The organism is Luteimonas aestuarii (genome assembly GCF_004357985.1).
Taxonomy (GTDB): domain Bacteria; phylum Pseudomonadota; class Gammaproteobacteria; order Xanthomonadales; family Xanthomonadaceae; genus Luteimonas; species Luteimonas aestuarii.
Window position 1 is genome coordinate 18,434 of the sequence record NZ_SMTF01000013.1, and the last position, 14,332, is coordinate 32,765.

Below are 14,332 nucleotides of genomic sequence, written 5' to 3' on the forward strand. Positions count from 1 at the left end.
GCTTCGCTCAGTAATGCGGCGGTGGCGGCTCCGAGCCGGCCTCGCCACCGAAATCGCCACGCGTCAGCTTGATGTCTTCCAGCAGCCGCTGCAACAGTGCGAGCTGCGCGGTGCCCTCCATCCGGCTCTCCGCAAGCGCCTCGCTCAATTCCGCCAACGCCTGCTCCTGGAAGGCGAGCCGCGTTTCCAGCTCGACGAGGCGTGCTTCCAGTGCGTCAGGCAACTTCGCTCTCCCGCTGGATGGAACGGCCACGACCGATCCCGTAATACGCCAGTCCGGCATCCTCGACTTCGCGCGGGTCGTAGACGTTGCGTCCGTCGAACACCACGCCCGCGCCGAGGGCCGCCTTGAGTTGCCTGAAATCCGGGCTGCGGAACTGCTTCCATTCGGTGACCACCACCAGCGCATCGGCACCTTCCAGGGCGGCTTGTTCGGAATCGCACAGCACCAGGTCGTCCCGCTCGCCGAAGATGCGGCGCGCCTCGTCGGTCGCTTCCGGATCGTACGCCCGCACCTTCGCGCCGGCCTGCCACAGCTGCGCGAGCAACTTGCGGCTGGAGGCCTCGCGCATGTCATCGGTGTTCGGCTTGAACGCCAGCCCCCAGACCGCGAAGGTGCGGCCGCGGATGCCTTCGTCCTCGCCCTTGTCGAAATGACGCTGCACCAGTTCGAACAGGTGGCCCTTCTGGCGCTCGTTCACCGATTCGACCGCGCTCAGCAGCATCGGCTCGTGGCCGAGCTGCGCGGACGTTCGCGCCAGCGCCTGCACGTCCTTGGGGAAACACGAACCGCCATAGCCGGCACCGGGATAGATGAAGTGCCAGCCGATGCGCGGATCCGAGCCGATGCCCTTGCGCACCATCTCCACGTCGGCGCCCACGCGCTCGGCGATGTTGGCGATCTCGTTCATGAAACTGATCTTGGTGGCCAGCATTGCGTTGGCCGCGTACTTGGTCAGCTCCGCCGAGCGCACGTCCATGGTCACGATGCGGTCGTGGTTGCGGTTGAACGGTGCGTACAGGCGCCGCAGCGTCCCGATCGCCCCAGGGCTGTCGCTGCCGATGACGATGCGATCTGGCCGCATGCAGTCCTCGACCGCCGCACCTTCCTTCAGGAATTCCGGGTTGGACACCACGTCGAAGGCGATGTCAGCGCCGCGTGCGTCCAGCGCCGTCGCGATCTCGGCGCGCACCCTGTCGGCCGTGCCCACCGGCACGGTGGACTTGTCGACGATGATCGCAGGCCGATGCAGGCGCTCGCCGATGGTACGCGCGACCTGCAGCACGTACCGCAGGTCGGCGCTGCCATCCTCGTCGGGCGGCGTGCCCACGGCGATGAAGATGACGTCGCCGCGCCCCACCCCGGCGGCCGCGTCGGTCGTGAACGACAGCCGCCCCGCCGCGTGGTTGGCGCGCACCATCGTCTCCAGCCCGGGCTCGTAGATCGGGATGACGCCCGCATTCAGGCCGTCGATCTTGGCCTGGTCCACATCGATGCAGACCACGTCGTGGCCCACTTCGGCCAGACAGGTGCCCGTGACCAGGCCAACGTAACCGGTACCGAAAATCGCGACTCGCATGCCTCAACCCTATCCTGGTGTTATTGCGCTGCGTTGACGATCTCCAGCAGCTCGACCTCGAACACCAACGTGGCATTGGGGCCGATGGGGCCACCAGGCGTCCCCATCTCGCCGTAACCCAGCGCACCGGGCACCCACAGGCGGTACTTGCTGCCCACCGGCATCAGCTGCAGGCCTTCCTGCCAGCCGGGCACCACCTGGTTCAGTGCGAACTGCACCGGCTCGTTGCGATCATAGGAACTGTCGAAGGTCTCGCCGTCGAGCAACGTGCCCTTGTAGTGCACGCGCACGGTATCGGTCGCCGACGGACGCGGGCCGTCGCCGGCTTCCAGCACTTCGTACTGCAAGCCGGATGCCGTCGTCTGCACGCCATCCTTCTTCGCGTTCCCGGCCAGGAAGGCCTCGCCCTCGGCGGCATTCTTCTGCTTGTCTTCCTCCAGCTTCGCCATCTGCACCGCCTGCATGCGTTCGCTGAACGCCTGCATCACCTGCATCGCCTGCGCCTCGTCGACCGTGGACGGCTTGCCGTCGATCGCATCCTTCATCGCGCCGACCAGCACGTCGAGGTCGATCTCGTCCTTGGCCGGCGCCAGCGACTCACCCACCTGGGTGCCGATGACGTAGCTGACTTTCTGCTTCTCGTCCTTGAGGTCGGCGAACGCAGTGGAACTGCGGTTGCCGTCGCCCTCGATCGGCTTGCAGCCGGACAGGACGAGGGCGGTGGCGCACAGGACCGCAGTGGCGGCGAGGGTCTTGGTCTTCATCGGAAACTCCAGGGGAAACGGGGCAGCGCGGACCTCGTGCGGGCCCGCGGAAGGGATCGGATCAGAGGATGTCGAGCAGTTCGACATCGAACACCAGCACGGAGTTCGGGCCGATGGTTGGCGGTCGGCCTTGCGTGCCGTAGGCCAGGTCGGATGGAATCCAGAAACGGTAGCGACCGCCGATGGGCATCAGCGCAAGGCCCTCGGTCCACCCGGGGATGACCTGGCGCAGGCCGAAGTCCGCGGCCTGGCCGCGGTCGTAGGAACTGTCGAACACCGTGCCATCCAGCAAGGTGCCGCGATAGTGGACGCGGACCCGGTCGGTCGCCATCGGGCGTCGACCGGAGCCTTGGCGCAGTACCTGGTACTGCAGGCCCGAGGCGGTGGTCACCACGCCCTTGGTGGTGCGGTTGCCGGCCAGGAAATCGAGACCCGCCTGGCGGTTCTCCTCGCCTGCGCGTGCCTCGCGCTGCTGCATGTGCTTCTGGAACGCTTCGCCTGCTGCGGCAAACTGCTCCGGCGACAGCAGCGGCGTGCCGCCTGCCAGCGTGGTGCGAACCGCCTGCATGAAGGTGGCCACGTCGAACTCGCGCTGGATCGGTGCCAGCGAGCGGCCCACGTCGGCGCCCATCAGCAGGCCCACCTTGGCCTTGTCCACCGGCGGAGGCGTAGCGCCGGGGGCAAGCCCGGGCACGCGTTGGCCGCCGCGCGCAGCCACGCGCTGCATCAGGGCCGGCCCCACCTGGGCGGCATCGGCCTCGCCCAGCAGGGGCTCGCCGCCCTCGAAGGCGTGGCGCACGGCGCGCTCGAACGCGGCCACGTCCATGTCCGGGGCCACCGGCGCCAGCGATCGGCCCACGTCCATGCCGATCATGTAGCCGGTACGGTCGCGGTCGGTATCGAGCGAGGTCTTGTCGGCGGCCGATGCGGCCAAGGGAAGCGCCAGCACGGCGGCGCACAGCAGCGCGGCCGTGCCGCGCAGGAACGAAGTCATCGGAACCACTCTCCAGTCGGCGCCGCGTCGCGCGGCGCGAATCCGGTATTGTCGCGGCGCGGCACCGCCGGGGCAATCGGCCCCGATCCCTGCGCTCAGCTGCGGGCAGGTCGCGGCCGCGGGGCCTGCAGGGCGCGTTCGATGGCGGCCACGATCTCGGGATCGTCCGGCAGGGTGCGGCTGCCCCACTGCCCCAGCACCCGTCCGTCGCGGCCCACCAGGTACTTGTGGAAGTTCCACTTCGGCGCTTCGCCAGTGGCGCGCAGCAGGTCGCGGTAGAGCGGCGTGGCGTTGTCGCCCACCACGTGCACCCGCTCGAACATCGGGAATTTCACGCCGTAGGTCAGGGTGCAGAACTCGCGGATCTCGTCCTCGTCCTCGAACTCCTGCTCGCGGAAATCGCCCGAGGGAAAGCCCAATACCGCGAATCCGCGCGGCGCGTACTTCGCGTTCATCGCCTCCAGTGCCTCGAACTGCGGGGTGAAGCCGCATTTGCTTGCGGTATTGACCACCAGCAGCACGTCGCCGCCATAGCGCGTGCCCAGATGCACCGGCGTACGGTCGGCCAACGGCCGGTACGTATGGTCGAGCAAACCACCGGAAGCGGCCGCGAAGCCGCAGGTCGCCGCGCCAACCAACATCAGGATTGCCATGTATCGCATTGATTTCATTGCCGCAGCCTCACATGCCCGGCCCGGATCGCCGGGACCATGACTTCAGTTGGGTACCCAAGGACGTGGAAACGCTTGACCCGGCGTGTTCTGGTGTTATAGTTGAATACAACACCTACCCACCCCGAGCAGGACGTTCATCATGAACCGCAAGCTCCACAACACGATACTGGCTTTCTCGGTCACCGGCGTGATGCTGTTCGTTGGCCTGGTGGTCGCCGAACCGGTCCTGTCCGAGCAGGACGCGGTGCCGCTCGACACGCCTGCACTTGTGGTCGAGGACACCCTGTTCGAACAGACCCTCGACGCCACGATCGATGCCACCATCGAAGCCCGCGTGCGGCAGCTCGACGCCAGTCTGGCGGAAGCCAGCGACCCGGCCGAAGCACTGGCGATGAGCGCCGGCCTGGTCGCGGCCACCGCCACCGAAGTCGCGCTGCAGGCCGCCCTGTCCGAGCTGCGCAAGGAGTTCGCCACCGGCGAACATGCCCCGCAGGCCAATATCGAGACCCCGCGCGCCGCGCGCCGCGGCGGCGGCAGTCGCGACGTGATCGCGGTGCCCTACTTTTCCTTCGCACGCGGATCGCGCGGCAGCCGGAGCTGAACCATGGCCGACATCACCTGGAGCGACGGCGCTCCGATCTACCGCCAGCTGAAGGAGCGCGTCATCGCGATGATGCTCGACGGCGTGCTCAAACCCGGCGACGCCCTGCCCTCGGTGCGCCAGGTGGCCGCCGAATACCAGCTGAACCCCATCACCGTCTCGCGGGCCTACCAGGAACTGGCCGACGAGGCACTCGTCGAGAAACGCAGAGGACTGGGCATGTACGTCACCGAAGAAGCATCGAAGAAGCTGCTGCTCAACGAACGCGACCGCTTCCTGAAGGAAGAGTGGCCGCTGGTGCTCGAGCGCATCCAGCGCCTGGGACTGTCGATCGATGAACTGATGCACGGCACGCCCGATGGAGTCCGCCAATGATCGCCGCGACCGACAGCCTCCCCGTCGCCCAGGCCCGGGGCCTGCGCAAGGCCTACAAGAACAAGCTGGCCCTCGACGGTACCAGCTTCAGCATCGAAGCCGGCCGCATCGTCGGCCTGATCGGCCCCAACGGCGCCGGCAAGACGACCGCGCTCAAGGCGATGCTGGGGCTGATCCCGTTCGAAGGCGACCTGAAGGTACTGGGCCGCGACCCGCGTACCCAGCGCGATGAGTTGATGAACGATGTGTGCTTCATCGCGGACGTCGCCGTACTGCCGCGGTGGATCCGGGTGAAGGAAGCCATCGACTTCGTCGAAGGCGTGCACCCGCGGTTCGACCGCGCCCGCTGCGAGCGCTTCCTCGCCGGCACCCAGCTCAAGCCGCAGCAGCGCGTGCGCGAGATGTCCAAGGGCATGATCGTGCAGCTGCACCTGGCCCTGGTGATGGCCATCGACGCGCGCCTGCTGGTGCTGGACGAACCCACGCTGGGCCTGGACATCCTCTACCGCAAGCAGTTCTACCAGCGCCTGCTGGAGGACTACTTCGACGACCAGAAGACCATCATCATCACCACCCACCAGGTGGAGGAAGTCGAGCACATCCTCACCGACGTGATGTTCATCCGCGACGGCAGGATCGTCATGGATGCGCCGATGGAAGACGTGGCCGGCCGCTTCGTCGAGGTGCTGGTCAATGCCGACCAGGCCGAGGCCGCGCGCCAGCTGGGTCCCATCGACGAACGCGCCCTGCCCTTCGGCAAGACCGTGATGCTGTTCGACGGCATGTCCCAGGCCGCGCTGTCGGGCTACGGCGAAACCCGCACCCCCGGCCTGGCCGACCTGTTCGTCGCCACGATGAAAGGAACCTACGCATGAACGCCGCCACCGACACTTTGCCCGAGGCGCCGCGCAAGGCGCCCCCGCACAAGACGCAGCGCTTCCGCTGGCTGCTGCAGCGCGAGTTCTGGGAGCACAAGGGCGGCTTCTTCTGGGCGCCGCTGGTGGCTGGCGGCATTTCGCTGCTGCTGTCGTTGATGGTGATCGTGATCGCCACGGTCGCCGCGCGCAAGCACATCGCCGATGACGTAGACATCACGCTCAATAGCGGCGAGCGTTTCCAGATCAACGGACTCGACCTGGGCATGCTGACCTCGAAGCTGGGACAGGAAGAGCTGCGCCAGCTGGGCGACGGCCTGGACCTGACCCTGATCATGGCGTCCAGCTGGCCGTTCATCGTGCTGGCGTTCGTGCTGTTCTTCTACTGCCTGGGCGCGTTGTACGACGAGCGCAAGGACCGCAGCGTGCTGTTCTGGAAATCGCTGCCCTTGTCCGACCGCGACACCGTTCTGTCGAAAGTGGCCACCGCCACCCTGGTGGCACCGCTGCTGGCCACGCTCGCCGCCATCGCCACGATGTTCGGCTTCCTGATCCTGATCAGCGCGGTCGTCGCCCTCCACGGCGGCAATCCGTACACCCTGCTGTGGGGGCCGTCCAGCCCGCTGCTGCTGGCCGGCCAATACGTCGCCGCGATCCCGGTGTACGCGCTGTGGGCATTGCCTACCGTCGGCTGGCTGATGCTGTGCTCGGCATGGGCGCGGACCAAGCCGTTCCTGTGGGCGGTGATGATCCCGGTGTTCGCCGGCATCTTCGTCGCCTGGTTCGAAGTGATGGGGGTGTTCGGGCTCGACACCTGGTGGTTCTTCAAGAACATCGTGCTGCGCATGCTGACCAGCGTGTTCCCGCTGACGTGGATGGACCTCGAATACCTGCAGCACGTGGACATGGACGGTCCCGGCGCGGCGCGCAACCTGATGAACCCCATCGGCGTGTACAGGAACCTCGCCCAGGCCAACCTGTGGATCGGCGTGGTCGCCGGTGCTGCGATGATCTTCGCCGCCATCCGCCTCCGTCGCTGGCGGGACGAGGGGTGAGCGACCGCGAGCAGCAGGTGCCTGTCGGCATCTGCTGCGGTCGCCAGCAGGCTGACTGCTCGATCGGCCTCAGTGGCGCTTCAACCTTTTCGCCGCCATCCGCATCGAAGCCAGGTCCCTTTCAAACCACGGAGCTCCACGATGTACCGATCCCTGCTGACACTGTGCACACTGGCACTGCTGGCCGCCCCTGCCCTCGCACTGGCCGACGACCGCCGCTGCGCGCACTCCGACGCGCGCGACCTCGCGCTCGACCTGGCCGGGGTAAAGACAGTGATGTTCCAGATCGGCCACAACGAACTCCGCGTGGATGCGACCACCGCCGCCCGCCCCGCCGTCACTGGCCGCGCCTGCGCTTCAGGCGCCAACCTGCTCGGCCAGCTGACGCTGGACCAGCACCGCGAAGGCGACAAGCTGGTGGTACGCGCCACCCGCGAAGGACGCGGCATCTGGGTCGGCAACCAGTACGCCTACATGGCACTGCAGGCCAGCGTGCCCGCGGACGTGATGGTGCAGCTCGACGTCGGTTCCGGCGATGCCTGGGTCACTGGCGCCTCCGCGCTGAGCGCGGATGTCGGCTCGGGTGACGTCGAGGCCCGCAACATCCGCGGCCACGTCACCGCCAAGGTCGGCTCGGGTGATATCGAACTGCGCGAAATCGGCTCGCTGCACGTGCTGTCCATCGGCTCCGGCGACGTGGAGGCCTACAACGTCCGCGGCAATGTCGAGGTCGGCAGCATTGGTTCCGGCGACTTCACGCTGAAGGGTGCTGGCGGCCACGTGCAGATCGGTTCGATCGGCAGCGGCGATGCCGATGTCGAGCGTGTCTCTGGCAACGTGACGGTCGGCTCGATCGGTTCCGGTGACCTTGATGTCGAGGATGTCACCGGCAACCTTACCGTCCGCTCCAAGGGCAGCGGCAGCATCGACCACAGCCGCGTGTCCGGAACGATCGACATCCCCCGTCGACGCTGACGGCCCCATCTAATCCCACGGGAAGACAACAGCATGCACCCGAACCGCCACCTGACACGCTCGCTCCTGCTTGCCAGCCTGGTCGCCTGCCTGCCCCTGCTGGCGGCCTGCGGTGCGAAGGATGGCCAGGACAGCGACGACGCCACCGCCGCAGCGCCCGCCTCGGCGCTGGGCAACATCGTCAAGCGCGCCACCGACGAAGCCCGCGGGAAGCTGGCGACGGAGAACATGTCGCTGTCACGCGACTGGCGCAACGGCCAGTCCAGCCTGCCGAAGGCGGAAATCACGCCTGCCGGTGACCTGCTGATCGCCGGTGAGCAGGTGGAGATCACCGAGGACCAGCGCGCCTTGCTGCTCGAGCACCGCACGCACCTCATGGCGATTGCCGAGGCCGGGATCGCGGTGGGCGTACAGGGCGCGGACCTCGGCATGAAGGCGGCGTCGATGGCGTTGAAAGGCGTGTTCACCGGCAACACCGGGCAACTTGAGCGCGACATCGAAGCCGAGGCGCGCAAGATCGAGGCCGAGGCGCTGAAGATCTGCGAGCAACTGCCGCCGCTGATGGCCTCGCAGCAGGCGCTCGCCGCCGCCCTGCCGGAGCTGGCGCCCTATGCCACGATGACCGACAAGGACATCGACGACTGTCGCGTTTCTGCCCGCGACAGGGACAACGCCAACGCCTGAGTCATTCGCCGCCCATGCTGCGGCGACCCGGCTGCGACCTGGACCGGCCGCGGGGCTAACCGCCTGTGCCGCCCCCATCCTTGATGCCGCCCTGCGTCAACGCGGCAGGGTCCAACAGCTTTCGCAGCTTCAGAGCATCCAGCCCGCTGTCGTCCAGCGCCACGTCGTACACCGGGCGTCCTTCCTTGTACGCGCGCTTGGCGATCGCCGCCGCCTTCTCGTAGCCGATCACCGGGTTCAGCGCGGTCACCAGGATGGGATTGCGGTCCAGCGCGGCATCGATGTTGTCGCGACGCAACGTCAGCCCGGCAATGGCGCTGTCGGCCAGCAGTCGCGATACGTTCGACAGCAGCTGGATCGAGTCGAGCAGGTTGGCCGCGATCAGCGGCAGCGCCACGTTGAGCTGGAAGTTGCCGGTCTGCCCGGCCACGGTGATCGCCGTGTGGTGGCCGATGACCTGCGCCGCGGCCATCACCACGGCTTCCGGCACCACCGGGTTGACCTTGCCCGGCATGATCGAACTGCCCGGCTGCAGCGCCGGCAGTTCGATCTCGCCCAATCCCGCCAGCGGCCCGGAATTCATCCAGCGCAGATCGTTGGCGATCTTGATCAGCGCCACCGCCAGCGCGTTGAGCTGGCCTGAAAGTTCCACCGCATCGTCCTGCGCGGCGATGCCCTCGAACTTGTCGGCCGCCGATTCGAATGTGGTCTTCGACAGCGACGACAGCCCCTTCGCCACCGCCTTGCCGAACTTCGGATGCGCGTTGATGCCGGTGCCGATGGCGGTGCCGCCGATCGGCAGCCGTCGCAGCCGCTTGAGCGTGTCGGACAGCCGCGCCTCGGCCGATGCCAGCTGCGACGACCAGGCGCCGAACTCCTGTCCGAAGGTCAGCGGCATTGCGTCCATCAGGTGGGTGCGGCCGGTCTTGACCACCTTGCCGAACGCCTTCGCACGGCCGTCGATGGCCTTGCGCAGGTGCTTGAGCGCTGGCAACAGGTCCTCGACCACCGCAAGCTGCGCCGAGACCCGGATCGCGGTGGGCACCACGTCGTTCGAACTCTGGCCGAGGTTGACGTGGTCGTTGGGATGCACGCGACGACGCGCGGTCGACGCCAGCGTGGCAATGACCTCGTTGGCATTCATGTTGGACGACGTACCCGACCCGGTCTGGTAGATGTCCACCGGGAACTGGGCGTCGTGGCGGCCTTCCGCGACCTCCAGCGCCGCGCTGCGGATCGCCTTCGCCGTGGCCTCGGGCAGCAGGCCCAGCGCGCCGTTGGCCCCGGCCGCGGCGGCCTTCACCAGACCCAGCGCACGGATGAAGCCGCGCGGCATCGGCTGGCCCGAGACCGGGAAGTTCTGCACCGCGCGCTGGGTCTGCGCGCCCCACAGGGCATCGGCGGGCACGCGCAACTCGCCCATGCTGTCGTGTTCGATGCGGAAGTCGTCGTTTGCAGTGGGGTTCCTGCGGGACCTGGGCATTTCATTCGCCTCTGTGGTGTGTGTGCAGGGCGCAGGCGAGTCGACTGGCGACGCTCTTGAAACCTCCGCCTTTGATCGCCCCCCCCGCGAAGGCGGGGATCCATGGACGTGGTTCCGCCGAAAAGCCAGGTCCATGGGTCCCGCCTTGGCAGGGACGACGGGTGTATTCGAAGCCTGTGGCGATTCCATCGACGGCCGTGCGAAGGATACCCGACGCCCGTCGGCGTAAAATGACGGCTTCGCCCCACCCATCCCCCGCTCATGCCCACGCCCAGCCCCGCCGATCCAGCCCTGCTCGCCATCTCGCCGCTCGACGGCCGCTACGCCGGCAAGGCCGAGGCCCTGCGCCCGATCTTCTCCGAATACGGCCTGATCCGCGCGCGGGTGAAGGTGGAGGTGGAATGGTTGATCGCGCTGGCGGCCGAACCGGCGATCGCCGAGCTGGCGCCGTTCGGTGCCGCCCAGGTCGCGACCCTGCAGGCGCTGGCCGACGACTTCTCGGTGGCCGACGCGCAGCGGGTCAAGGACATCGAAGCCACCACCAACCACGACGTCAAGGCCGTCGAATACTTCATCAAGGAGCGGCTGAAGGACGATGCCGCGTTGGCGCCCGCGCTGGAATTCGTGCATTTCGCCTGTACCAGCGAGGACATCAACAACCTTGCCTACGCGCTGATGATCGGTGAGGCGCGGCAGACGGTGCTGCTGCCGAAACTCGACGCACTGATCCGGGCATTGCGTGCGATGGCGCATGAACACGCGGCACTGCCGATGCTGTCGCGCACCCACGGACAGAGCGCCTCGCCGACCACCGTCGGCAAGGAGATCGCCAACGTCGTCGCCCGCCTGCAGCGCCAGGGCGAACAACTGGCCGCAGTGTCGATCACCGGCAAGATCAACGGCGCGGTGGGCAACTACAACGCCCATGTCGCCAGCTACCCGGACGTGGACTGGCCGCAGTTCGCCAGGCGCTTCGTCGAATCGCTGGGCGAGACCTTCAACCCCTACACCACCCAGATCGAGCCGCACGACTACATCGCCGAGATCTGCGACGTGCAGAAGCGCATCGACACCATCGCCATCGACCTGTGCCGCGACATCTGGGGTTACATCTCGCTGGGCTACTTCAGCCAGGCGGTGAAGGCCGGCGAAGTCGGCAGCTCGACAATGCCGCACAAGGTCAACCCGATCGACTTCGAGAACGCCGAAGGCAATTTCGGCATCGCCAACGCGCTGCTGGAACACTTCGCCGCCAAGCTGCCGGTCAGCCGCTGGCAGCGCGACCTCACCGATTCCACCGTGCTGCGCGCACTGGGCACCGCGATCGGCCACGCACTGATCGGCTACGACGCGCTGCTCAAGGGCCTGGGCAAGCTCAAGCCCAATCCCGCACGCCTGGCCGAAGACCTCGACGCCACCTGGGAAGTGCTGGGCGAAGCAGTGCAGACCGTCATGCGCCGGCATGGCCTGCCCAACCCCTACGAACAGCTGAAGGCGCTGACCCGCGGCCAGGGCATCCCTGCCGATTCGATGCGCCGCTTCATCGAATCGCTGGAACTGCCCGCTGACGACAAGCGCCGCCTGCTGGCGATGACGCCCGCGAGCTATACGGGCTTGGCGGAGCGCCTGGCGCGCGAGATCTGAGACGCGGCGCCCTTTCGCAATGCAGTTGCTGGTCAACATCGACGTTCCGGACGTGGCAGCGGCCGAAGCGCTGTACACGCAGGCGTTCGGGCTGACACCCGCGCGTCGCTTCGGGGATGCCGGCGTCGAGTTGCGGGGCGGCAACGCGCCGATCTACCTCCTGCAGAACGCCGCCGGCAGCGGTGCAGCTGCCGGCGCGCAACGCGACTACGCCCGGCACTGGACGCCCGTGCACCTCGACGTGGTCGTGGATGCCCTGGAACCTGCGCTCGAACGCGCGCTTGCCGCAGGAATGCGGCAGGAACACCCCATCCGCGAGGCCAACTGGGGCCGCATCGTGCGCCTGGCCGACCCGTTCGGCCACGGCTGGTGCCTGCTGCAGTTCGTCGGCCGTGGCTATGACGAGATCACATCATGACTTCAATCAAACCGAACCACGGACGCGCGCCATCACCCGGTTGCCCCGGGTACGGCAACGATGCCGGGACATCGAAGACGGCGGGTGTTTCATTGCGGTCGCTGTTCATCGCCGCGATGCTTTCCCTCGGCACGGCGGCCTCGGCCCATGACCATGCGACGCCAAGCGCCACTTCGCCGCAACCTGCCGAGGTGTGTGCCGCCGACGCCGGCTGGAACGATCCCGCCATGCCACGTCGCGTCCACGGCAACACCTGGTACGTCGGCACCTGCGGTATCGCCGCGCTGCTGGTGGCATCCAGCGCCGGACACGTGCTGGTCGATGCCGCCACGCCGGAGGCGGGCGCGCAGATCCTCGCCAACATCCGCACGCTCGGCTTCGATCCGGGCGACGTGCGCGCCATCGTGTTCTCGCACGAGCATTTCGACCATGTCGGCGGCCTGGCCGAACTGCAGCACGCCACCGGCGCACCAGTATTGGCGCGCGCACCGGCGCTGGAAACCCTGCAACGCGGCGCCAGCGACCGCAGCGACCCCCAGTTCCTCGAACTCGAAGGCTTCGCGCCGGTGGCGAACGTGCAGGTGATTGCCGACGACCACGTATTGCGCGTCGGCCCGCTCGAACTGCAAGCCGTCGCCACGCCCGGCCATACCGCGGGCGGCACGACCTGGACGTGGACCTCCTGCGACGACCGCGATTGCGTGCGCATCGTCTATGCCGACAGCCTGACCGCGATCTCCGACGACGTGTACCGGTTCACCGACCATCCCGCCTACGTCGCCACCTTCCGCGACACGCTGGCACGGGTGTCGTCACTGGAGTGCGAGGTGCTGATTACACCGCACCCCACCGCCAGCCGGCTGTGGTCGCGCGTGGGCCCCGGCGCCGACCAGCCCTTGGTCGACCGTGATGCTTGCCGCGCCTACGCCGCCGCGGCTACCGCACGCCTCGACAAGCGACTGGCGGACGAGGCTGATGCGCCCATCGCCCCGGAGCCTGCACGATGATCGAAGTCCGCGCTACGCCAAGACAGTTCCTGGGGATGCCCGCCACACGCTTCCTGCGCGACTACTGGCAGAAGAGGCCCGTGTTGATCCGCCAGGCGTTCCCGAGGTTCGTGTCGCCGATCGAACCCGAGGATCTTGCCGGCCTGGCCTGCGAGGAGATCGCACTCTCGCGCATCATCGAGCACGACCGCGCCAGCGACCGCTACACGCTGCGCACCGGACCGTTCGCCGAAGACGATTTCCCCGGCATGCCCGACCACGACTGGACCCTGCTGGTGCAGGACGTCGACAAGTGGGACGCGGACGTGCGCGCCCTGCTCGACCGGTTCGACTTCCTGCCACGCTGGCGCATCGACGACATCATGGTCAGCTTCGCCGCGACCGGCGGCTCGGTCGGCGCGCACGTGGACCAGTACGACGTGTTCCTGCTGCAGGCGCAGGGCCGGCGGCAATGGCAGATCGATGCGGGTCCGAACCCCTCGAGCGGATTCCGGGACGACGCCGAACTCAAGCTGCTGCGCGCGTTCTCGCCCACCCACGACTGGGTGCTGGAACCCGGCGACATGCTCTACCTGCCGCCGGGCGTGCCGCACCACGGCGTGGCGCTGGACCCGTGCCTGACGTTCTCGGTGGGCATGCGTGCGCCTTCCTCGGCCGAATTGATCGGCGACTGGCTCGACACCCTGCTGGCCGATGCCGACGACAGCGTCCGCTACCACGACCCGGGCCTGGTACCGCCGAAAGACCCCAACGAGATCGACGCGGCGGCGATGGCTCGCGTGGTGGAAGCACTGAACGCGCTGCGCATGCGCGACCCGGACCGCCTGGGCGACTGGTTCGGGCGCTTCATCACCCAGTATCGGAGCGTCGAGGTGTCCTCGGGCGAGGCGCCCCGCCCGCGCATCGAGGTGGAGTGGGATCTCGCGCAACGCGGCGGCACGCTGGAACGCCACCCGTTCTCGCGCAGCGCGTGGCGCGCCGGCAATGATGGTGCGCGCCTCTATGTCGCGGGCATGGAATACGCCATGCCTGCACGCGATGCGCGTCGCCTCGCCGCCGCCGCACGGATCGACGGCGCCCTCTATGCGTCGCTGTCGCAGGCCGCACGCGATGCCACGTTCGACCTGTACCACGCCGGCCACTACGTGCTTGCGCTGGAGGGGGAACCGACGTGAGCGCACGGCCGTGGCGACCTGCACCAAG

The 14,332-nt window shown here is 67.7% G+C and carries 17 protein-coding genes; 10 read left to right on the plus strand and 7 right to left on the minus strand.

Annotated features, from left to right (window positions below):
• Window positions 1–7: 7 nt before the first annotated feature.
• The 5 genes from E2F46_RS13550 to E2F46_RS13570 form a co-directional block, all read right to left on the minus strand.
• Window positions 8–223 carry a SlyX family protein gene (locus E2F46_RS13550; RefSeq protein WP_243720442.1) on the minus strand — a complete coding sequence of 72 codons (216 nt, stop codon included), beginning with the start codon at window positions 221–223 and terminating at the stop codon, window positions 8–10.
• Entirely contained in the window at window positions 216–1,580 is a 1,365-nt protein-coding gene (locus E2F46_RS13555) for a UDP-glucose dehydrogenase family protein (RefSeq protein ID WP_133322964.1), read from the minus strand. The genes E2F46_RS13550 and E2F46_RS13555 overlap by 8 nt, the downstream gene beginning before the upstream one ends.
• A 20-nt stretch (window positions 1,581–1,600) precedes the next feature.
• Window positions 1,601–2,344 carry a BamJ family beta-barrel-assembly machinery protein gene (gene bamJ / locus E2F46_RS13560; RefSeq protein ID WP_165967476.1) on the minus strand — a complete coding sequence of 248 codons (744 nt, stop codon included), beginning with the start codon at window positions 2,342–2,344 and terminating at the stop codon, window positions 1,601–1,603.
• Between the two features lie 61 nt (window positions 2,345–2,405).
• Window positions 2,406–3,338, minus strand: coding sequence for an FKBP-type peptidyl-prolyl cis-trans isomerase N-terminal domain-containing protein (locus E2F46_RS13565; RefSeq protein WP_133322968.1), 933 nt, complete (start codon window positions 3,336–3,338; stop codon window positions 2,406–2,408).
• A gap of 95 nt (window positions 3,339–3,433) precedes the next feature.
• Window positions 3,434–4,000 carry a glutathione peroxidase gene (locus E2F46_RS13570; protein ID WP_425599839.1) on the minus strand — a complete coding sequence of 189 codons (567 nt, stop codon included), beginning with the start codon at window positions 3,998–4,000 and terminating at the stop codon, window positions 3,434–3,436.
• A 151-nt stretch (window positions 4,001–4,151) separates the two neighbouring features.
• Here E2F46_RS13570 and E2F46_RS13575 point away from each other — a divergent pair, with 151 nt between their 5' ends.
• The 6 genes from E2F46_RS13575 (at window position 4,152) to E2F46_RS13600 (ending at window position 8,577) form a co-directional block, all read left to right on the plus strand.
• On the plus strand, window positions 4,152–4,613 hold the full coding sequence (locus E2F46_RS13575; RefSeq protein ID WP_133322972.1) for a hypothetical protein: 462 nt from the start codon (window positions 4,152–4,154) through the stop codon (window positions 4,611–4,613).
• A gap of 3 nt (window positions 4,614–4,616) precedes the next feature.
• Window positions 4,617–4,988, plus strand: a complete 372-nt coding sequence (locus E2F46_RS13580; RefSeq protein ID WP_133322975.1) for a GntR family transcriptional regulator — start codon at window positions 4,617–4,619, stop codon at window positions 4,986–4,988.
• Complete coding sequence (locus E2F46_RS13585; protein WP_133322977.1) at window positions 4,985–5,863, plus strand: ABC transporter ATP-binding protein; 879 nt, start codon at window positions 4,985–4,987, stop codon at window positions 5,861–5,863. Before E2F46_RS13580 ends, E2F46_RS13585 begins: the two co-directional genes overlap by 4 nt.
• Complete coding sequence (locus E2F46_RS13590; RefSeq protein WP_243720443.1) at window positions 5,860–6,918, plus strand: hypothetical protein; 1,059 nt, start codon at window positions 5,860–5,862, stop codon at window positions 6,916–6,918. Before E2F46_RS13585 ends, E2F46_RS13590 begins: the two co-directional genes overlap by 4 nt.
• 141 nt (window positions 6,919–7,059) lie before the next feature.
• A complete protein-coding gene (locus E2F46_RS13595; protein WP_133322979.1) occupies window positions 7,060–7,893 on the plus strand; it encodes a DUF4097 family beta strand repeat-containing protein in 834 nt (277 codons plus the stop codon).
• 33 nt (window positions 7,894–7,926) lie between these two features.
• Window positions 7,927–8,577: a YggN family protein gene (locus E2F46_RS13600; RefSeq protein WP_243720445.1), complete on the plus strand. Its 651-nt coding sequence runs from the start codon at window positions 7,927–7,929 to the stop codon at window positions 8,575–8,577.
• A 55-nt stretch (window positions 8,578–8,632) separates the two neighbouring features.
• On the opposite strand, the gene E2F46_RS13605 is transcribed toward E2F46_RS13600, so the two are convergent.
• On the minus strand, window positions 8,633–10,060 hold the full coding sequence (locus E2F46_RS13605; RefSeq protein ID WP_133322981.1) for a class II fumarate hydratase: 1,428 nt from the start codon (window positions 10,058–10,060) through the stop codon (window positions 8,633–8,635).
• A gap of 261 nt (window positions 10,061–10,321) precedes the next feature.
• On the opposite strand from E2F46_RS13605, the gene purB reads away from it, so the two are divergent.
• A complete protein-coding gene (gene purB, locus E2F46_RS13610) occupies window positions 10,322–11,704 on the plus strand; it encodes an adenylosuccinate lyase (RefSeq protein WP_133322983.1) in 1,383 nt (460 codons plus the stop codon).
• A 19-nt stretch (window positions 11,705–11,723) separates the two neighbouring features.
• Window positions 11,724–12,122: a VOC family protein gene (locus E2F46_RS13615; protein WP_133322985.1), complete on the plus strand. Its 399-nt coding sequence runs from the start codon at window positions 11,724–11,726 to the stop codon at window positions 12,120–12,122.
• On the opposite strand, the gene E2F46_RS17495 is transcribed toward E2F46_RS13615, so the two are convergent.
• Entirely contained in the window at window positions 12,112–12,351 is a 240-nt protein-coding gene (locus E2F46_RS17495; protein WP_165967475.1) for a hypothetical protein, read from the minus strand. The genes E2F46_RS13615 and E2F46_RS17495 overlap by 11 nt on opposite strands.
• On the opposite strand from E2F46_RS17495, the gene bla reads away from it, so the two are divergent.
• Window positions 12,350–13,129, plus strand: a complete 780-nt coding sequence (gene bla / locus E2F46_RS13620) for a subclass B3 metallo-beta-lactamase (RefSeq protein WP_207949586.1) — start codon at window positions 12,350–12,352, stop codon at window positions 13,127–13,129. The two genes, E2F46_RS17495 and bla, sit on opposite strands and share 2 nt — an antisense overlap.
• Window positions 13,126–14,304, plus strand: coding sequence for a cupin domain-containing protein (locus E2F46_RS13625; RefSeq protein WP_133322987.1), 1,179 nt, complete (start codon window positions 13,126–13,128; stop codon window positions 14,302–14,304). Before bla ends, E2F46_RS13625 begins: the two co-directional genes overlap by 4 nt.
• Window positions 14,305–14,332: the final 28 nt, after the last annotated feature.

Coding starts and splice junctions, on each gene's coding strand:
- E2F46_RS13555 (WP_133322964.1), bottom strand. CDS start 1,580: ATGCGAGTCGCGATTTTCGGTACCGGTTACGTTGGCCTGGTCACGGGC.
- bamJ (WP_165967476.1), bottom strand. CDS start 2,344: ATGAAGACCAAGACCCTCGCCGCCACTGCGGTCCTGTGCGCCACCGCC.
- E2F46_RS13565 (WP_133322968.1), bottom strand. CDS start 3,338: ATGACTTCGTTCCTGCGCGGCACGGCCGCGCTGCTGTGCGCCGCCGTG.
- E2F46_RS13570 (WP_425599839.1), bottom strand. CDS start 4,000: ATGCGATACATGGCAATCCTGATGTTGGTTGGCGCGGCGACCTGCGGC.
- E2F46_RS13575 (WP_133322972.1), top strand. CDS start 4,152: ATGAACCGCAAGCTCCACAACACGATACTGGCTTTCTCGGTCACCGGC.
- E2F46_RS13580 (WP_133322975.1), top strand. CDS start 4,617: ATGGCCGACATCACCTGGAGCGACGGCGCTCCGATCTACCGCCAGCTG.
- E2F46_RS13585 (WP_133322977.1), top strand. CDS start 4,985: ATGATCGCCGCGACCGACAGCCTCCCCGTCGCCCAGGCCCGGGGCCTG.
- E2F46_RS13590 (WP_243720443.1), top strand. CDS start 5,860: ATGAACGCCGCCACCGACACTTTGCCCGAGGCGCCGCGCAAGGCGCCC.
- E2F46_RS13595 (WP_133322979.1), top strand. CDS start 7,060: ATGTACCGATCCCTGCTGACACTGTGCACACTGGCACTGCTGGCCGCC.
- E2F46_RS13600 (WP_243720445.1), top strand. CDS start 7,927: ATGCACCCGAACCGCCACCTGACACGCTCGCTCCTGCTTGCCAGCCTG.
- E2F46_RS13605 (WP_133322981.1), bottom strand. CDS start 10,060: ATGCCCAGGTCCCGCAGGAACCCCACTGCAAACGACGACTTCCGCATC.
- purB (WP_133322983.1), top strand. CDS start 10,322: ATGCCCACGCCCAGCCCCGCCGATCCAGCCCTGCTCGCCATCTCGCCG.
- E2F46_RS13615 (WP_133322985.1), top strand. CDS start 11,724: ATGCAGTTGCTGGTCAACATCGACGTTCCGGACGTGGCAGCGGCCGAA.
- bla (WP_207949586.1), top strand. CDS start 12,350: ATGCCACGTCGCGTCCACGGCAACACCTGGTACGTCGGCACCTGCGGT.
- E2F46_RS17495 (WP_165967475.1), bottom strand. CDS start 12,351: ATGGCGGGATCGTTCCAGCCGGCGTCGGCGGCACACACCTCGGCAGGT.
- E2F46_RS13625 (WP_133322987.1), top strand. CDS start 13,126: ATGATCGAAGTCCGCGCTACGCCAAGACAGTTCCTGGGGATGCCCGCC.